We start from the raw sequence: 19,137 nt of genomic DNA, 5'->3' as shown, positions 1-19,137 counted from the left end.
TAAATAACTAATTAATTAACTTAAACTATTTAATATGATGAAGTTTAAACTTTTGGGTATGTTGCTTGCTATGTTCTGCATGCAAAATGCCTTTTCACAAGCAAAAACCATAAGCGGTACAGTTTCAGATACTGGAGGTATGCCTTTACCTGGTGTGTCTGTAATTGTTTTGGGTACCACAAATGGAGCATCTACAGATTTCGATGGTAATTTTTCTTTGAAAAACGTAAATATAGGAGATCAAATTACAGTAAGTTACGTTGGTATGGCTACTAAAACGCTAACTGTAGGTAATCAAAATACATTAAAAATAACTTTAGAAGAATCTCTAGAAGCACTAGAAGCTATTGTTGTAGTTGGTTACGGAAAGCAGAGTAGAGCCACGGTAACAGGAGCCGTTTCTACGGTAGATGCTGAAGAAATGTCGGCTTTACCAGTAACTAATGCAGAGTCTGCACTTCAGGGGCGTGCACCAGGAATTACTGTTGTAAACGGTGGTGTTCCAGGTTCTAGTCCAGTAGTTTTGATTAGAGGTTTAGGTACTTTTGGTAACAACTCGCCATTATATGTTATAGATGGTGTTATTGTTGGTAATTTATCTGGAATAAGCCCTAACGATATCGAGAATGTATCTATTTTAAAAGATGCATCTACTACTGCTATTTATGGAGCACGTGGTTCTAATGGTGTGGTTTTGGTAACAACTAAAAAAGGAAAAAGTGGTAAAAGCCAACTATCATTCAATACGTATACGGGGTTTCAACAAAACACGAAACGTTACAACACCATGAATACCATTGAGTATTTGCAACATGCAGGTAATTTAGGAGTTTTTCCAAACAGACCATTATCTACGTATAAAATAAATACAAACTATCAAGATGAGATATTTAGAACAGGAATGATGCAAAATCATAGTTTAAACTATTCTGCGGGAACCGATAAAAGTTCTCAATATTTTTCTGCGGAATATTTAAAACAAGAAGGAATTATTGTTAACACAGGCTTTGAGCGTTATTCGTTTAGAGCAAACAGTTCTGTTAATATCGGTAAATTAAAAGTAGGTGAGTCTATGGCGCTTTCGTTTGGAAAACAAAACCCAGAATTATCGGGTGGTGGACGTTCTTTAATTACTCATGCTATTAAAGCGGCTCCGTATTTACCCGTTTATAACTCTAATAACGATGGCGGTTTTCAAGGGCCTTCTTCATCTGCAGATGGACAAGATGCTGAAAACCCAGTACGTATTCAAACACACCCTACAAGCATTAACAAAACGTTAAGCGTTATCGGTAACTTATATGCCGATTTAGAGATTATTGAAGGTTTAAATTATAAAACACAAGTTGGTTTAGATTATTTTACGTTTGATGGAAACACATTTACGCCATCATTTAGTGATGATAGTGTTGACGGTAGTAGTACACATGCTCAAAACTATGCCGAGTATGGTAGAAGTCATACTCAAGGGCAAACTTTAATTTTTACAAACAGTTTAAGTTACAGTACAACTATTGCTGAAAAGCATAATTTAGAATTATTAGCACTTGCTGAAAAAACAGAGAACAAGAGTACAAATTTTGGTGGAAGTGCAAGAAACTTAATTACAAACGAGTTAGTTCAATTTGGTGCCACAACGCCATCTATTGGAAGTGGTTCTAGTGAAACCAATAGATTAGGTTATTTAGGAAGGGTTAATTATAACTTTGAAGATAAATATATTTTATCTGCTTCTATTAGAAGAGATGCTTCTTCAAGATTTGGTGCAAACAATCGTTGGGGAACATTTCCATCGGCTTCTTTAGGTTGGAATATTGCTAAAGAAAACTTTTTAGACGATTCTAATGTTAGTAATTTAAAACTTAGAGCAAGTTACGGTGTAGTTGGTAACGATAATATTGGAGACTATTTATACAGTGCCACGTTAACGGGTAATTTTGAGTACCCATTAGGCGATGGTAATGGAGCAGGTGTAACTGCAAATGGTGGCGCAAATCCGGATTTAAAATGGGAGGAAACTACCATGTTTAATGTTGGTTTAGATTTTGGTTTAAATAATGGGCAGTTTACTGCAAGTTTAGAATATTATAGAAACCAAAGTGACGATTTATTATTAAGCTTACCAGCACCATTATCTAATGGTATTAATGCCGGAAACATCACGGCAAACGTTGGTTCGGTAGAAACTAGTGGTGTAGAGTTAGCTTTAGGATTTAATGATTATGAAGGGGATTTTACATGGTCGGCGAATTTAAATTTAGGAACTAGTGGAAACGAAGTTTTAAGTTTAGGAAGCTTAGATGCTTTTGAAGGTGCAGCCATGAAAGATGGTAAAGGAAACATTTCTAGAACTACGGTTGGCGAATCGTTATTTCATTTTTATGGTTTAGTAAGCGATGGTATTTACCAAACTCCAGAAGAGGTAGCAGCGGTATTTACATCAAATCCAGGGCAAACTACAGTACAACCTGGAGATGTTAGGTATAAAGATTTAAATGGAGATGGAGACATTACTTCTGAAGATCGCGATATTTTGGCAAACCCTTATCCAGACTTTACTTATGGATTAAACTTAAGTGCTAATTATAAAAACTTCGATTTAAATTTATACATCACAGGTATAGAAGGTGTTGATATTTATAACACTAACAAATACGATTTAGAAGCTGGTGCCAATAGATTATTTAATGGAAGTAAAGTATTACTAGATAGTTGGACACCAACTAATCCATCTACAACACAACCAAGAGTGCCAGGAGCACCGCAAAACCATAGTGTTTCAGATAGATATATTGAAGACGGATCGTTTACAAGGTTAAAGAACATTAGCTTAGGTTATACGTTTACCGACGGTGTATTCGAAAATTATTTTTCAAAGTTGAGATTATATGTAAGTGCCCAAAACTTAATCACCTTAACGGATTACAGCGGATTAGATCCAGAAATAGGACAAGGAAATCAAGAATTTGGAATAGACCGTGGACTTTATCCACAACCTAAATCTGTTATTTTAGGACTTCAAGTATCATTTTAATAAAAAAGAAATAAATTATGAAAACATATAAATTAATACTTACAGCACTGTTCGGGATATTTATAGTGAATTCCTGTTCAGAGAGCGAGTTCGAATTAGCCAACCCTAATCAACTGTCTCCCGAAACTTTCTTCGCTACAGAAACTCAAGTAGAATCTGCAGTAAATGCTGCTTATGCTAACCTACAAACCATTTCATTATATGGTAGATTAATTTGGTATATGATGGATAATATGTCTCATGAGCAATCTCCAAACGGACAGCAAGAGGCCGATAAAATTACATTTTACGATTTCTCGTTCGATTCCACTAACGGACAAATTGCAGAATATTGGGACAGTTGTTTTAGAGGCATAAACAAAGCAAACTTTGTTATAGGTAATGAAGCTACTATAAATAAGATTCCAGAAAACGAATTGTCGACTGCTACAAAGGCTAAATTTATGGCAGAAGCTAAATTTTTAAGAGCGCAATATTACTGGTTATTAGTAAATAGATTTGGTAATGTGCCTTTAAGAAACGGTGATTTTACACAACCAGAAGGAAAACCATTGAGCCCAAAAGCCGATGTAATGAATCAAATTATTGAAGATTTAACTTTTGCATCAGCAAACTTATTACCAAAATCTCAAGAAGAAACTGGTCGTGCTACAAAAGGAGCTGCGCAAGCATTTTTAGGAAAAGCATTATTATACCAAAAAGAATATGAACTAGCTTTAAATTCTTTTAAGAAAATGTCAGGATACGAATTAGAGTCTGATTACTACGATAATTTTAAAGAAGAAACAGAAAATGGTATAGAGTCCGTTTGGGAAATTCAATACGATTTATCTTTAGGAACAGGAGACAAATGGTCTAGTCTTGTTGCTGGTTTTGGTAAAAATCATGCGACTTATAGAGGTCAAGATTATGGTGTGTTAGATTGGTTTAACGTATATCCATCAGATGATTTAGTGGCCGAATTTGAACCTGGAGATAACAGAATTGAAGGTAGTTTTTACTTTGTTGGAGATACATACAACAATGGCGCTAATACTTTTGTAGAAGGAGATTTTGCTGAAAATAGTGGAGATATTCGCCCTATTGCTTGGAAAAAATATCAAAATTATTACAAGCAAGTTAGTGAGGTGCAGGAATCTGGAATTAACCCGAAAGTAATTCGTTACTCAGATGTGTTATTAATGATGGCCGAATGTGAAAATGAAAGACCAGGCGGTTCTCAAGCAACTGCTGTTGGGTATATTAATGAAGTTAGAGCACGTGCAGATTTAGATCCTTTATCTACTTCGCTTTCTAAATCGGCTGTGTTCGATGCTATTGTGCACGAGCGTAAAGTAGAGTTAAGTGGAGAGCAAGTACGTTTTGATGATATGATTCGTTGGGGCATCGCATCTACAGAGTTAGCAGGTACTAATTTTCAAGCTGGTAAACATGAGCTTTGGCCAATACCAGATAAGGAAATTGCAACAAATCCAAACGTTACAGTAGCAGACCAAAATCCAGGATATTAAAAATAGTTTAGAATTAGTTTAGTGATAGTTTTTTAAGTTGGATAAAAGCAGCACAATGTAATTGTGCTGCTTTTTAACTTTAAAAAACGTTTGTAAAAATAAAGATGTTTTAGAATTTTATTATCAACCATTAAAAATTAATAAATGGAAATCAGATATTTAAAAGCATATGTAGTAAGTGTAATTTGCTTTGTAATACTTATTAGTTGTTCCAAAGAGAAAGCACAGGTGAAATCTATAGATGGTAAAATTTTTTCTTCAGTTGAGGTTTCAAAATCAGGAATAGATTTTAAAAATACACTTAGTGAAACAGATAAGTTAAACTACTTTACTTATGCTTACATGTATATGGGAGCAGGCGTTTCTGCTGGAGATATTAATAATGATGGTTTAATAGATTTGTTTTTTACAGGCAATCAAGCAGAGAATAAATTGTACTTAAATAAAGGTGGTTTAAACTTTGAAGATATTACAACTAAAGCAGGTGTTTCTGGAGATCAAAGGTGGTATACAGGCACAACTATGGTAGATATTAATAACGATGGGTTTTTAGATATTTATTGTTCCGTAAGCGGGAAGTTTGAACCTAGAAACAATCAATTATTCATCAATAATCAAGATGATACGTTTACCGAAAGTGCAACTGCTTATGGATTGGATGATGCTAGCCATAGTATACAAGCAACATTTTTCGATTATGATAAAGATGGAGATCTGGATGTGTATGTAGCCAATTATCCGCCAACAAAATTTGGTTCGCCAACCTTTGTATATCAACAGAATATGCGAAATGTAAAAGCTATTGAATCCGATCATTTATATAGAAATGATGGTAACACGTTTACCGATGTATCGGAAGAAGCAGGTATTATAAATTTCGGATTAACATTAAGTGCTACAGTTGGCGATTTAAACAACGATTCTTGGCCAGATATTTATGTGTCTAACGATTTTGATTCACCAGATTTAATGTTTTTAAATCAAAAAGATGGTACGTTTAGCGAGGTTATAAAACAAGCGACATCGCACACAGCGTTTTATGGTATGGGTGCCGATATTTCGGATTTTAATAACGACGGAAATCTCGATATTTTTCAAGCAGATATGGATGCGGAAGATAATAAAAGACAAAAAGCAAACATGTCTAGCATGAATCCGCAGTTGTTCACCAATATTGAAAATGCGGGATTTCAAACCCAATACATGCAAAACTGTATGCAAGTTAATTCGGGAGTTTACCAGAATGGAATTCCTCATTTTTCTAATATTTCAAGATTAGCAGGAGTATCTTCTACAGATTGGAGTTGGGGACCACTGTTTGCTGATTTTGATAACGATGGGTTCAAAGATTTATACATTTCTAACGGTTCACGAAGAGAGATTCATAATAATGATTTTTTTAATAATTTAGAAGAACTTAAGGTTGCAAACGATTCTGTCCTTTATTTAGTTGAACAAATTCCTTCAGAGAAATTAGATAATTACATGTATCAAAACAAAGGTGATTTCAATTTTAAACGTGTTAATAAAGATTGGGGTATTGAGTGCGAAGGCTTCTCTAACGGTATAATTTATGCAGATTTAGATAATGATGGCGATTTAGAAATTGTGACAAATAATATTGACGACTATGCTTCCGTTTTTGAAAACAAAAGCTCCGAAATCAATAATTATTTAATGGTTTCATTTAAGGGGGAAAAAGCAAATGCTTTCGGTTTGGGAGCGCGCGTTTATATCACAACGGCGAATAAAACTCAAATGCAAGAGCTTACGCTTACTCGGGGCTTTGAATCTTCCGTAGCACCAATATTACATTTTGGATTAGGCAAACAAAGGGATATAGAAGCCCTAAAAGTGGTTTGGCCCGATGGAAAAATTCAGCAATTAAAAAATCTAAAAGCAAATCAAGAATTAGTATTGAGTTATGCTGATGCCATAGTTGAAGTAAAGAATAACATAGAAACGGATAGCTATCAAAAAATATTTTCTAAAGCCTCAGAAAGTCCTTTTCCAAAACATAAACACGTTGAAAATAATTTTGATGATTTTGAACATCAAGTTTTAATGCCTCACAAAATGTCGGCGTTTGGCCCTGCTTTGGCTGTAGGTGATTTAAATGAAGACGGTTTGGACGATTATTTTATTGGAGGATCTCACGAAAATTCTGGAGCTATGTATTTTCAGAATAAAGAAGGTGTTTTTGAGCAGCAATCTATAAAGGCATTGCTAGAAGATAAAAGCTATGAAGATATTAGCGCACTCATTTTTGATGCAGACAAAGATAATGATAACGATTTGTATATAGTAAGTGGCGGTTATGAGTTTGCTACGCAACCAAAATTACTACAAGATAGATTGTATATTAATGATGGAGTTGGAAACTTTATACGAGCAAAACCTGAAGTTTTACCTGAGTTTTTAGTAAGTGGATCTAAAGTTTATAATGCAGATTTTGATAAAGATGGAAAGGACGATTTATTGGTTTTAGGTAGGCAAATACCAGGTAAATATCCAATGCCAGTTTCTTCTTATGTATTAAAAAATGTTGGAGAAAAAGGCAGTCCAAAATTTAATTTATTTGAAGAAAGTTACTCCAAAGTATTCGAAAATATAGGAATGGCTACAAGCGCTGTTATCACCGATTTTAATAGCGATTCTTGGCCAGATGTTATTTTAGTAGGCGAGTGGATGCCTATAAAGATTTATAAAAATATAAAAACTGGTTTTGAAGACGTATCGGAAACCATGGGGTTAAGTAAAGATACTACAGGTTGGTGGTGGAGTATTGAAGCAGGAGATTTTGATAACGATGGTGATATGGATTATATACTCGGCAACAATGGCTTAAATTATAAATATAAAGCCACAGAAAACGAAACCTTCGATATTTTTGTTAACGATTTTGATAATAACCACAAAACCGATATTGTTTTAAGCTACTTCAATAAAGGCAAGCAATACCCAGTTCGTGGTAGGTCGTGTTCATCTCAACAAATACCTCGTATTAAAAGTAAATTTAAAAATTACGAAACTTTTTCTCAGGCTACTTTGGTAGATGTTTACACAGAAAAAGCTTTAGAGTCGTCGTTGCATTACAGCGTAAAATCTTTTGCCAGTGTGTATTTAGAAAATAAAAACGACCATTTTGTTACGCATCAATTACCTATAGATGCTCAGGTATCTAGTATCAATAAAATAATAGTAAAAGATTTTGATAAAGACACGCATTTAGATGCCCTTTTAGTAGGTAACTTATATGTGTCTGAAGTTGAAACACCACGAAATGATGCTAGTCATGGATTACTTTTAAAGGGAAATGGACAAGGTGAATTTAAGGCTATGTCTGCTAATCAGTCTGGCTTTTTTGTTACTGGAGATTCAAAAGATATGCAAAGCATAGCAGTAAAAAATGAAACCTATATTTTGATTGCTAAAAATAACGATTCGTTGGATGTTGTAAAAGTGAGGTAGAACGTTGGTTTTACTATAAAAAGCAACAATTTTGTCATTCATCGCTACATTTATTATACTCAAAAAGATGGCTAAAGAATAAATTTGAGTATCAAAAATATGGATTCAATTAAAAAAATATTTCAGGTTACTTTTTTATAGTTGAAAACATATCGATAACTAAATAAACTAATTAAAACAATTATGAAAACAACTAAAATTTTAAGTTTTTTATGTTTAAGTCTGGCGTTTTGGTCATGTTCTGATGACGATGCGGTTATAGAACTAACACAACCACAATTTACAGTAACTGCTCCAGAAGGAGAGTCTGGCTTTTTTACATTCGAAAATACAACACCAAATAAAGAAGAGTTTTATAGCTTTTGGGAATTTGAAGTTGGAGGTTCTAAAGTAATCGATCAAAATGGCCCGTTAGTGTATGAGTATAAAAGTTCAGGTTCTAAAACAGTAAAATTAACTATGGTAAGTACTTTAACAAACTTACATACAAGTCAAAATATTACGGTAACCTTGCCACCGCCATCAGACATTCGTCATTTAATAAATCCTGAGAATTTGTTAGCTAATGGTTATTTTGGAGAAGGTGAAGGTAATGATTTTACTAATTGGGGTAGAAATAATGGAGCCGATAGAATGACGGAAGAACGCAGCGAACCATTAGTAGGTTCTAGAGCTGTAAAAATTAACAATGATGTTGATGGTAACGAATGGGAAACTCAATTAGTTTCAGATGCATTTCCTACCGTAGATGGTGAAAAATATACTGCTTCTGTTTGGATTAAAGGTTCTCCTGTTTCAATCCGTTTTTCTACAAACCCTGGAGTTGGTGGCGATCAGTATGCTGGTAATTACACCGCAACTTCCGATTGGGCTCAATACTCTTGGACCTTTATAGCAAACTCTGCAACAACCTTATTAGCACTAGATATGGGAAAAACAAAAGGAACATTTATAATAGATGCTGTTGAGGTTGTAAAAGGCGAAGTTGCCTTGCCATTACCTTCTAATGATAGCGAATTATTAAACGGTGATTTAGAAGCAGGTGAAGAAAATGATTTTACCAATTGGAGTCAAAACAATGGAGCAGATAGAATGACTCAAGAAACTGTAGATGTTTTAAGTGGTTCTAGAGCGCTTAGAGTTAATAACGGCGTCGATGGTAATGAATGGGAAGCTCAAATGGTAAGTGATGGTTTTGCAACCGAGAATGGAGCAGACTACACCGTATCACTATGGATTAAAGGCGATGCTGTTTCTGTTAGATATTCTACTAATCCAGGTGCAAATAGTACCGAACAATATGCTGGTGGTTATATCGCATCTGCAGAATGGACAAAATATGCTTGGACATTTACAGCAAATTCAGATACATCTTCTATAGCTTTAGATATGGGGAAAACAAAAGGAACATTTTTAATAGATGCAATTAAAGTTGTTAAAAACTAAACAAAACGAAAAAACTATGAAAAACACATTTAAATATATAATTCGTTTGGTCTTATTATTTATGGCTTTTAGCTGTTCTAATTCTTCAGATGATTCTCCAACATTTGGACCAACCGAACTTCCAGATGCTATACAAGCATCGTTCGATTTTACAATATCACCATCAGATCCAAAAGTGCTTATTTTAAATAATACAACCGAATATTACCTACCATATACCGGAGTTTGGGATTACGGAAATGGCTCTAGCGCTATTGCTGATGGAGCAGGAGTAAAAGAGGTGACTTACGATACTCTAGGAAGATATACTATTAGCCTTACCGTATCTAGTGATGGTATTACAAACACCATTAGTAAAGATATTATTGTAGATGAAATAGGTATTTGTCTTAATGCCGTTTGTGGAAGTGTAAATACAGCGAGTTTAAAAGGTGCAGCAACTACATTTTCGGTAGGTACAATTACAAGATCGCCTTATGTTACGGCAGGAGGTACGCATATAGAAATTCTAAAGAATGAGTTTAATAACTTGACTTCGGAATATGAAATGAAGATGAATATTATGTATCCATCAGAAGGTAATTATGATTTTTCTGCAGGAGATGCCATTGTAGGTTTCGCTCAAGCAAATGATATGAATGTGCATGGGCACGCTTTAATTTGGCACAATGCAACACCTAGTTGGGTAGAAAATTTTTCTGGAACCGATGCAGAGTTTGAAGCTATGGTAGAAGATTATATTACAACAACTTTAAATCACTATAAAGGAAAGGTACGTTCTTGGGATGTTGTGAATGAAGCTTTTGAAGATGGTACAGGGCACCCGTTAAGAAATTCAGTTTTTAGACAAAAAATGGGAGATGATTATATTAAAAAATGTTTTCAGTTTGCTAGAAATGCAGACCCAGATGTAATTCTTTTTTATAACGATTACAACATGGCATCTAGCCCAACAAAACGTCAAGCTATGTTTAACTTGGTTGATGAGTTGGGAGATTTAATTGATGGTGTAGGTGCACAAATGCATATTTCTTACAACGGGCCTTCCGCAGCCAATATTCAAGCTGTTGCAGATGGTACAGTATCTAGAAATTTAAAATTGCACTTTGCAGAATTAGATATTAGAGCAAACCCAGAAGAAGATACCAGTTTAACTTCACTTTCTTCAGATAGAGCAAATGCTCAGAAAGACAAATTTAAAGAGGTTGTTCAAATTTATAATGCCATTCCGTTGGATAATAAATTTGCATTAACAGTTTGGGGTGTAAGAGATAATGAGTCATGGTTGTTAGATTTCTGGGGTGTTCCAGAGTGGCCATTAATGTTTGACGAAGATTATAATAAAAAGCCTGCATATGCTGGGTTTTTAGAAGGATTAGAGTAATAAATATCATTTAATATTTTAGTTAGAAAGCCCTAAGTTGTTCCGCATTTTAGGGCTTTTCTATATAAAAAAGTTAAAGTATTTAGGTCTAGAGATAAAAAACATACAAACGAAAGTAACCAACAAATAATAAAAATATGCTTTTCAATAAAATCTTAAAAATTACCTGTGTAACCTTGTTATTACTAGTTATGCATGCATGTAATAAAAAACAGAAAGAAAATGGCTTAAAAGCTAATGCGGAATTTCCAATAGGAACCGCCATTAAAATTGAAACTTTAAATGCCGATTTTGAGCTTCAAGATTTACAAAAATCAAACTTCAATAGCATAACCTCTGCAAGCGACATGAAAATGAACCGAATCATAGAAAGCGAAGGTGTGTACAATTGGAGCAGAATAGATGGTATTCTTAATTACGCTCAAAATAATAACCAACGTTTGTTTGGTCATAATTTAATTTGGCACAGTTCTACACCTAAATGGGTAGAAGAGAAAGCTTTAAAAGATACGTTGTGGTTAGCCGGTTTTATGAAAGATTATATAACAACTTATGTAGGCCGCTATAAAGGTAAAGTCGCGGGCTGGGATGTTGTAAACGAAGCATTTGAATCTGCAGGAGGAGCCATGAGAGAGACCATCTGGTACAGCGTTATGGGCAAAGATTACATCGCTAAAGCATTTACTTATGCCCATGAAGCCGACCCAAATGCAGTTTTGTTTTATAACGATTTTAATATTGAGCGAGACACTTTAAAACTAAATGCAACACTTAAATTAATAGAAGATTTAAGGGAGAAAAATATTCCAATTCATGGTTTAGGTTTTCAAATGCATATCCGTATGGATATTCCAGATGAGGTGATTGCAAATGCCTTGAAGAAAGCAGCCGATACAGGTTTAAAAATTCATTTATCTGAAGTTGATATTATTTTTAATACACATAATGATACGCAATATGGCGGTGAACAAATTTACACTGAATTAACCGATGATATGAAAAAGGCACAAGCCGAAAAATATAAAAACCTTGTTATAATGTACCGTTCCATTGTACCGAAAGCACAACAATACGGCATTACATTTTGGGATTTTACAGATAGAGACTCCTGGATAGATGGCTTTTTTAGTATAACCGATTGGCCAACTATTTACGATGATAATTTACAACCAAAACCAGCTTATTTTGGAGTTTTAGAAGGTTTAAAAGAAGAATTGTAATGAAAGCAAGAAATAGAATCATTAAGATATTGACTGTATTAATGTCTACGTTCAGTTTTGGGCAAACAGACTATAGTATTTCTTCTCAAAAAGATAGATTAAGGCAATATTCTGGGCAATGGGTAAGTGCTATTAATTCTAGCACAGATAGCGTTGCAGTACTGCCGGCTTTGAAAATGAGCAGTATAAGTGATTTTAATAATAATTCGCTTAGCATAACGGTTTTGCAAAAAAATAGTGCCAGTAAATATGAATCAATACTTAGGGAGATAATTGGTTATGATCGTGTTACGAATACTGTCTTTGCAGCCGGACATAATAATGAAGGTGCTTTTTTTACAGGGAAAGGCAGGTTTTCTTCAGAAAAAAAATGGACCATGCAGGATAAAGATCTTAATGGAAATAACACCATGACGGTTAATTTTAACTTTAATAATTATACCGATGTTACTTTGGAAGGCTTTGATAATAATGAAAAACATTTATGGAAAACGAGATACATCAAACATAATCCTAAAAATAAGAATATAGGTATTCAATTAGTTTCGGTGCATGATGATATGCTTAAAAATCCAGAAAAAACTTTGATCCAATTAGGTAGAATGGGGTATAGTTATGTTGAAACTTTTGTGTATAGAGAAGGGGGTTTTTATGGTTATACTCCGGAAGTGTTTAAGGCTGTAGTTGAAAAAGCAGGTATGAGGTTTTTAGGTTCTATGACGTTCTTTGATCCTGCAGATAAAAATGATGATGTTGCAATCAAGTTTTGGTGGAATAAGGCTATACAAGATCATAAAAAAGCGGGTGTCGAATATCTTTCAACTTCAAATAGTAAAATAAAAAGTATTAAGACAATTAAAGAGCTTCAAGATTATTGTAATTATTATAATAAAATCGGAAAACTTTGTAAAGACAATGACTTAAAATTTATTTTTCATAATCATGCTGATGAATTTTTAATGGTTGAAGGTATAAGAGTTTACGATTACTTTCTGCAAAACACAAATCCGGAATATGTGTTTTTTCAATCGGATATCTATTGGATGCATGTCGCAGGTGTTAATCCTGTTCATTATTTTGAAACCTATCCTAACCGATTTATTAGTTGGCATGTTAAAGACTATAAAGAATTAGGAGAAAGCGGGAAAATAGATTTCGAAGATATATTTAAGTATCAAAAAATATCTGGAGTTCAATATATTTTATCTGAAGTTGAAGATTATAGCTTTCCACCGTTGTTTAGTGTTGGTTTAGCTTGGGAATATATTTATTATGAATTATTAAAATAAACCTTTGATTATGAAACCTGTTACAATTAAGAATCTTTTATTAACTCTATGTATGCTTACAATGATTAAAACCAATGCTCAAGATCAGTTTAGTGTTTTATTGTTTACCCAACATGATGATTGGCACTACAATAGCATTCCTATTGCTATTCAGGCCTTTGAAGATATGGCAGAAGAACATCAATTCAAATTTAATTGGACACAACGACCAAATGATCTTATCGAGAAATTACCAGAACATGATGTAGTAATATTTATGAATGCCAATGCCGATTCTTTGAAGACAAAGCATATGGTTGCTTTAAAAACATTTATGAAACGTGGTGGAGGTTTTGTTGGTATACATGGAACAGCAGATGGTGAAAACGATAATACTTGGTTTGATGGCCTTGTGGGCGCAAAATTTGTTGATCATCCAAAATTACAGGCTGCCATTGTAAAGGTTGAAAACACCGATTTTCCAGCAACATGGCATTTGCCAAATAAATGGTTACGTAGTGATGAGTGGTATAATTTTGAAAATATGAATTTAGATAAACTAAATATAGTATTAACTGTTGATGAAGCTTCTTATAATTTTACTGCAGGTTATGATGAAATTCCGTTAAAAGGTATGGGAGAAATACACCCTATTTCTTGGTTTCAATATTATGAAGGAGGAAAGTCATTTTATACAGCCTTAGGGCATAAACCAGAATCGTATAAAGACAAAAATTTCTTAGATCATATTTTTGGTGGGATCTACTGGGTGGTTAGTAAGTGAAATAATTTAGGTTTGAAGTTTTTAGTTAAACTTCATATTAAATAAAAATGGATTGTAATGCTCAATAAGTCGCTTTACAATCCATTTCATTTATAGTCTTATTTCATAATAAACATTAGTCTTTATAAGGGGTTAAGGTCTCAATACTTCCATCTTCTCTATGTGTGATTTCAGCAACTTTAACAGACCTTAAATGCGTTACACCTTTAGATAAACTAGAATCATGATAAAATAAATACCATTTTTTATCAACTTTGCAAACAGAGTGGTGAGAGGTCCAACCAACTACAGGATTTAAAATACGTCCGCCATAAGTAAATGGTCCATAGGGGCTGTCTCCAATAGCGTAGCAGATAAAATGCGTGTCTCCGGTAGAATAAGAGAAATAGTATTTACCGTTATATTTATGTAACCAGGCAGCTTCGAAAAAACGACGATTATTGTCGCCAGCTAATAGTAAGTTTCCGTTTTTATCTAAAATTTCTATAGCTTTTGGTTTTTCGCTGAATTCTAATAAATCGTCCGTCATTTTTGCCACATAAGGGAGTAATGCAGGTTCGTTATCTTCAGGAAGAAATGCCGTTGGGCTATCGGGTTGAGCTGCATTAAATTCTCCACTTCTCCAGCGCTGTAATTGCCCGCCCCAAAGACCACCAAAATACATGTAGTAACTCCCGTCGTCATCTTTAAAAACTGCAGGGTCAATAGAAAAACTGCCTTTAATAGCTTCTTGTTGCGCTTTAAATGGTCCTATAGGCGAGTTGCTTGTGGCGACTCCAATTCTAAAAATGCCATCATGAGCTTTCGCAGGAAAAAACAAATAATATGTACCGTCTTTTTCATTGGCATCTGGAGCCCACATTTGCTCTTTTGCCCAAGGCACATCATCTACGTGTAAAGCGACACCGTGGTCTACGGCTTCACTATCGATAGAATCCATTGAGATTACATGATAGTCTTCCATTGCGAAGTGGCTTCCTAAATCGTCAAAAGCTTCTCCAGCATCAACATCGTGAGATGGGTAAATGTATATTTTTCCGTTAAAAAAATGGGCAGATGGATCAGCAGTGTAAATATTGGTTACCAATGGTTGGGAAATAGCGCGCTTATTTAGGTCATCAAAATTGATGTTTTCGATACTTTCTTCAGGCATAATTTTATGTTTTGTTAGTTTTAACTTTGTCTTCGTTCTTTTAGTTCAGCTTCAATTTGTACTTCCATTTTCTTATTAATTTCATAAAAGAAAAGTAAACCTACTCCTAGTAAAAATGGAATTGCAGGATATATACTTACAAGCATTTTAGTGCCTGTAATTGTAATGGCAGTTTGTTGCGTAAGGTCTGCATCATAACCATAACTTGCTAAAATGTAGGCTAAAAGCGCAGAGCCAATGCTTAGGCCGCCTTTTAAACCGACCATCATTGCAGAGAAAATAATGGCTGTTGCTCGACGGTTCGTTTTCCATTCAGAATAATCTGCAACATCGGCAATCATAGCCCAAAGTAGCGGGATAGTGATTCCATAGAAAAAACCATGTAAAATTTGTGATGCAAACATCAGTTCTACAGATGTTGAAGAGAAGAAATAAAAGAAGATGATAAACAAAGTTGAAATAAATAAAAACGTCATAAAAACATCTCTTTTTCCATATTTGTCTGCTAATTTTTTAGATAAACCAATACCAACTATCATGAAAATAATACCACCAGCGTTGAATAATCCAAACCCTGCAGATACAGGATCTTCACCAAAGAAATTTACACCAATACTTGATAGAAAATCTAATAACGGACCTATAAAACTTGTTAATCTATCGGCATCTACGTAGTTTTTAAAATAATACACATAAGAGCCTCCCTTCATGGCTAGAGTAACAAAAACTAATGTGGTAACGGTTAACGTTATAACCCAAGGTTTGTTTTTAAATAAATCGGATAAATCTTCCTTAACACTCGATTTTTGTTCTGGCTTAGGGACAATACGCTCTCGCGTAGTGAAAAATGTGATGAGCAACATAATGGTGCCTATAAAGGCAAGCCACGTCATTACTATTTCTATTCCAACTGCTTTATCACCACCTCCGGCAGATTCAATAATAGGTAGCATAAATACTTGCACAAAAAATTGTGCAAACATTACTGCAACAAAACGATACGCAGAAATGCTATTTCGTTCGCCCATATCGCCAGTAATTACCCCGCTTAAAGCTGAATATGGTAAGTTGTTTGCAGCATAAAGTAAAAGTAATAAAGTGTAAGTAACAACAGCATAAATAACTTTGCCTTTATATTCAAAGTTGGGTGTGCTAAAGGCTAAAAGTGCCACAACTCCAAGTGGTACTGCTGTCCATAAAATCCATGGTCTAAACTTTCCCCATTTAGAAGTTGTTCTGTCTGCAATAGCACCAATAATTGGATTAAACCCGAAAGCAGCAACAAGGCCAACACTTAATATAATTGCTGAAGCATGATTGGCTTCAAGACCATAAATATCAGTATAGAAAAAAGCTAAATAGGTAACTAATGTTTGAAATACTAAATTGGCAGCTAGGTCTCCTAAACTATATCCTATTTTTTCTTTAACTGAAAGTTTTTGTGTATCAGAACTCATAACTTTTAGTTTTGTTTTGGTTGATTATCACTTTTTAAAGCCATAACACGCTCATATGCTTTTTTAGGATTGAAGTCTCTATCGAATAATAACGGATGATTCGTTCTTCCGTTTATAGGCCAGTAATTTAACCAAGACTGACCGTCGTTTACCCCCCAAAATGTAACTCTATCAATTTTGTCTTTATGTTTCAAGAAAAGCTTAAAAATAGTTTCATATCTGTTAGCCAATTGCATAGCTGCAGCTTCAGATAATTTTTCTGGATACGGATTCATTTTTGGGTCACCTTCATACTGCTCATAACTTTGTTCTACGGCAGCACCATCCAAATCCCATGGGTTTGGTAGAGCTGTAACATCTAACTCGGTGAAACTAACTTTTACGCCTAATGCGGCATAAGCAAGAATACTATTTTCTATATCTTCTATAGATGGGCCTTCTAAACTCCAGTGGGCTTGCATACCAACACCATCTATTTTTACACCTTTTTCTTGTAGACTTTTTACAAGCCTTACTACACCGGCTCTTTTTTCTGGTTTCCAAAGGTTGTAATCATTGTAAACTAATTTTGCATTAGGGTCGGCTTCAGCAGCTAATTTAAAAGCAAGTGCTATAAAATTATCACCCATAACCTCGTAAAAATTAGAAGTTCTAAAACTGCCATCTTCATTTAAAGCTTCGTTCACCACATCCCAAGTATCTATTCTGCCTTTGTATCTTTTTACAATAGTATTTACATGGTGTTCTATATTTTTCACCATAGTAATGCTGTCTTTTTCATTTTGCATCCATGGCGCCAATTGGCTATGCCAAACCAAAGTATGCCCAACAATATGCATATTATTTTTTTCTCCGAGTGCTACATATTTATCGGCAATATCAAAATAGAATGTATCTTTTTGTGGGTGAATTTGTTCCCATTTCATTTCGTTTTCTGGAGTAATGGTATTAAATTCTTTTTCTATAAGGTTTATAGATAATGTGTCTTTTTCTTCTATTTGAGATTTGTTTAATGCCGCTCCAATAAGAAAATCACCTTTAAAAGCATCTTTCAATGAAGTGGTTTTAATTTCGGTTTTACTAATTTCTTTTATTTCGTTTTTACAGCTAGATGCACTTAAAATTAGTGCAGAAACTAAAAGGATATTTTTTATTCTGTGGGTCATGGTTATGGTTTAAAAAAGACGTTTTATAATTGAAATTTTAATACTTAAAATGATTTGAATAAAATTACTTTTTTAATAGAATGTAGAGTAAAACAAAATGGACTAATGGTGAAACAATTGTTGCATATGATTGAAATTACTATGTATAACAGCTATTTCGAAATGATTGATGTGAAATAATTTTACTAGGGATAGATTTAGATGTCTAAAAGAAATTTAGTGTAAATGCTCTTTTTAGTTATAAAACATGGACACTTTTAAAAGATGAAATAATAGGAGGAAAGGCTTAGTTTTTTCATGAGGAAGGCTGTGTTTTCAATCTCACTTCAATAAAAAGCGAAGTATGAAAATAATAACAGATAATATAAATTATCCTGAATGTTTTTACGTAACCAATGAATAAGTTGGTTACGATTTTTTTTTTTTGATGTTATCCAGAACATTAGTAGGTTGAACTGGAAATTATAAAGTCTTCTTATAAATACTTTAAATATTTATAAGAAGACTTTTTTGTTCCGTAAGGAAAGTGGTTGATGGACCTTAATTTATTTTTTTATAAACTTCAATGTTGTGATAAATGGTATCATTATTCTTATAAGTGTTTACTTGTTTATAAGAGTTTTTTCCGCGTTCAATAGGTATAACGTATGTGTTCACGTCACTTTTCATTGATTTCGAAGTAGACGTTAGTTTTTCAATAATGGTGTCGTTTTTAAAAGTATAAGTACCATAAGCATGCCATTCCGAAGCATCGGGAGCCGGATCTGTGTTCCATATTACATAGCCGTCTAGGTAAATTTTATGTTGCACTTTTGAAGTATCAACTATAAGGGTATCTTCATTTGCAAGATGGTAGAATTCGCTTAATTCCCAAACACCTTCCATGGTATTAAAATTTTTAACTTTTTTTGAATTAATTCTAGAACCACAAGCGATAGATATGATTGAAATTAATGCTAAATAAAATAAGTTTTTGAACGTTGTGGTTTTAATAATAGCCTTTCTTTTCATGGTTTTCTGTAGGTGTTTAAGATGAATTGTTTTTCGTCTTTAAATTAGAGATGTTTTAGAAATTTATTCACAATATATCTACGTAGGTAAAGTTTTACTAATATAATATAAATTTTTTAGTAGATAGAGGAGAAGGGCTTATCTTATTTTAAAAAGATAAGCCTTACTCTGTTTCGTGCTATTCAAAGGTATTTTACATCAAAATGAAACATAATTTATACGAATAGGGAAT

Annotated in this window: 12 protein-coding genes; 8 read left to right on the top strand and 4 right to left on the bottom strand. The window is 33.8% G+C overall.

The window, feature by feature from the left end; all coding sequences use genetic code 11:
• Positions 1 to 34: 34 nt before the first annotated feature.
• The 8 genes from DFQ06_RS06160 to DFQ06_RS06125 all read left to right on the top strand — a co-directional run bounded on the left by DFQ06_RS06160 (position 35) and on the right by DFQ06_RS06125 (position 14,118).
• Complete coding sequence (locus DFQ06_RS06160; RefSeq protein ID WP_042504554.1) at positions 35 to 3,034, top strand: SusC/RagA family TonB-linked outer membrane protein; 3,000 nt, start codon at positions 35 to 37, stop codon at positions 3,032 to 3,034.
• Positions 3,035 to 3,051: 17 nt separating this feature from the next.
• Entirely contained in the window at positions 3,052 to 4,545 is a 1,494-nt protein-coding gene (locus DFQ06_RS06155) for a RagB/SusD family nutrient uptake outer membrane protein (RefSeq protein WP_133966701.1), read from the top strand.
• A gap of 144 nt (positions 4,546 to 4,689) precedes the next feature.
• Positions 4,690 to 8,016, top strand: coding sequence for a VCBS repeat-containing protein (locus DFQ06_RS06150; protein WP_133966700.1), 3,327 nt, complete (start codon positions 4,690 to 4,692; stop codon positions 8,014 to 8,016).
• Between the two features lie 183 nt (positions 8,017 to 8,199).
• Positions 8,200 to 9,462, top strand: a complete 1,263-nt coding sequence (locus DFQ06_RS06145) for a carbohydrate binding domain-containing protein (RefSeq protein WP_133966698.1) — start codon at positions 8,200 to 8,202, stop codon at positions 9,460 to 9,462.
• Positions 9,463 to 9,478: 16 nt separating this feature from the next.
• Positions 9,479 to 10,846, top strand: a complete 1,368-nt coding sequence (locus tag DFQ06_RS06140; RefSeq protein ID WP_159140074.1) for an endo-1,4-beta-xylanase — start codon at positions 9,479 to 9,481, stop codon at positions 10,844 to 10,846.
• 137 nt (positions 10,847 to 10,983) lie between these two features.
• The gene (locus DFQ06_RS06135) at positions 10,984 to 12,066 is read left to right on the top strand and encodes an endo-1,4-beta-xylanase (protein ID WP_133966695.1); all 1,083 of its coding nucleotides are present in this window, start codon (positions 10,984 to 10,986) and stop codon (positions 12,064 to 12,066) included.
• Positions 12,066 to 13,355, top strand: coding sequence for a sugar phosphate isomerase/epimerase family protein (locus DFQ06_RS06130; protein ID WP_133966694.1), 1,290 nt, complete (start codon positions 12,066 to 12,068; stop codon positions 13,353 to 13,355). Before DFQ06_RS06135 ends, DFQ06_RS06130 begins: the two co-directional genes overlap by 1 nt.
• Positions 13,356 to 13,365: 10 nt before the next feature.
• The gene (locus tag DFQ06_RS06125) at positions 13,366 to 14,118 is read left to right on the top strand and encodes a ThuA domain-containing protein (RefSeq protein WP_081958663.1); all 753 of its coding nucleotides are present in this window, start codon (positions 13,366 to 13,368) and stop codon (positions 14,116 to 14,118) included.
• Between the two features lie 115 nt (positions 14,119 to 14,233).
• Here the strand turns inward: DFQ06_RS06125 and DFQ06_RS06120 are convergent, their stop codons facing one another.
• The 4 genes from DFQ06_RS06120 to DFQ06_RS06105 all read right to left on the bottom strand — a co-directional run bounded on the left by DFQ06_RS06120 (position 14,234) and on the right by DFQ06_RS06105 (position 18,905).
• Complete coding sequence (locus DFQ06_RS06120; RefSeq protein WP_133966692.1) at positions 14,234 to 15,271, bottom strand: glycoside hydrolase family 43 protein; 1,038 nt, start codon at positions 15,269 to 15,271, stop codon at positions 14,234 to 14,236.
• A 20-nt stretch (positions 15,272 to 15,291) separates the two neighbouring features.
• Entirely contained in the window at positions 15,292 to 16,728 is a 1,437-nt protein-coding gene (locus tag DFQ06_RS06115; RefSeq protein WP_133966691.1) for an MFS transporter, read from the bottom strand.
• A 5-nt stretch (positions 16,729 to 16,733) separates the two neighbouring features.
• A complete protein-coding gene (locus tag DFQ06_RS06110) occupies positions 16,734 to 17,894 on the bottom strand; it encodes an endo-1,4-beta-xylanase (protein WP_133966690.1) in 1,161 nt (386 codons plus the stop codon).
• Between the two features lie 540 nt (positions 17,895 to 18,434).
• Positions 18,435 to 18,905: a hypothetical protein gene (locus DFQ06_RS06105; protein WP_133966688.1), complete on the bottom strand. Its 471-nt coding sequence runs from the start codon at positions 18,903 to 18,905 to the stop codon at positions 18,435 to 18,437.
• Between the last annotated feature and the right edge of the window lie 232 nt (positions 18,906 to 19,137).

The organism is Algibacter lectus, assembly GCF_004368925.1.
Classification (GTDB): domain Bacteria; phylum Bacteroidota; class Bacteroidia; order Flavobacteriales; family Flavobacteriaceae; genus Algibacter; species Algibacter lectus.
The sequence above is the reverse complement of the archived record's forward strand: the minus strand, read 5'-3'. Positions and strand labels throughout refer to the sequence as shown.